This window comes from Stenotrophomonas sp. HMWF023 (assembly GCF_003060985.1).
Lineage (GTDB): Bacteria > Pseudomonadota > Gammaproteobacteria > Xanthomonadales > Xanthomonadaceae > Stenotrophomonas > Stenotrophomonas lactitubi.
Genome location: NZ_QAIJ01000022.1, coordinates 1 through 1,174, shown reverse-complemented (window position 1 = coordinate 1,174; position 1,174 = coordinate 1). Strand labels below are relative to the sequence as shown.

1 protein-coding gene is annotated in these 1,174 nt (G+C 67.9%); it reads left to right on the top strand.

Annotated features, from left to right (window positions below):
- Window positions 1-202 precede the first annotated feature (202 nt).
- The coding region (locus tag DBR20_RS00675; RefSeq protein ID WP_108264827.1) for an aldehyde dehydrogenase family protein at window positions 203-1,174 on the top strand (972 nt) is incomplete at its 3' end.

Below are 1,174 nucleotides of genomic sequence, written 5' to 3'. Positions count from 1 at the left end.
GAGTGCCGCTGTTGCTGTTGCCTCTGCCGTTGCTGTTGCCTCTGCAGGTGCAGGGCGCAGCCCTGCCGGGAAACCAACCCTATTCAGGCAGGTAAGTGCAGGTCACAGGATAAGCAGACGCCTTGTTGCCTTTGCCGATCGGGTCCACATTCCTTGTCAGGAAACGGGCAGCCGCCCGTTGTCGAGACAACAGGAGACCTGCATGTCCGCTTCCCCCGCAGCCCCCGCTGCCATTTCCCGCGACCCGGCCACCGGCCAGCAGATTGCCAGCCATCCCTTCGCCACTGCCGCCGACCTGGAAGCGATTCTTGATCGCGGTCAGGCCGGCTTTGCTGCCTGGAGCGCGCAGTCACTCGAACAACGCGCGGGCGTGCTGCGTGCGATGGCCGCCGTGCTGCGTCGCGACCGTGAGCCCCTGGCCGCACTGGCCACCGCCGAGATGGGCAAGGTCCACGCCGAGTCGCTGGCCGAGATCGAGAAGTGCGCGGTGCTGTGTGACTGGTACGCCGACAACGGCGCGGCGTTCCTGCGCGACGAGCCGACTGCGGTGGCCGACAACAAGGCCTATGTCTCCTACCTGCCGCTGGGCGTGGTGCTGGGCATCATGCCGTGGAACTTCCCGTACTGGCAGGTGATGCGCGCGGCCGTACCGATCCTCATGGGCGGCAATGGTTTCCTGCTGAAGCCGGCCGAGAACATCGTCGGCACCGCCGCGCTGCTCGCCGCTGCGTGGCGCGATGCGGGCCTGCCGGAGGGCACCTTCATCGCCGCCAACATCAGCCGCGAGGGCACCAGTGCCGCCATCGCCGATGACCGCATCGCGGCAGTGACCCTGACCGGCAGCGTCGCCGCCGGGCGCAGCATCGCCGCGCAGGCCGGGCAGGCGCTGAAGAAGGTGGTGCTTGAACTGGGTGGCTCGGATCCGTTCATCGTGCTGGCCGACGCCGACCTCGATGCCGCGGTCGATGCTGCTGTGGCCTCGCGCTTCCAGAACACCGGGCAGGTGTGCATTGCCGGCAAGCGCATCATCGTCGAAGCGCCGGTGTACGAGCGCTTCGTGGCGTTGTTCTGCGAGCGGGTGCAGGCGCTGACCGTCGGCGATGGCCGCGAGGCCGGCAACCGGATCGGCCCGATGGCCCGGCAGGACCTGCTTGAACAGCTTGATGCGCAGGTG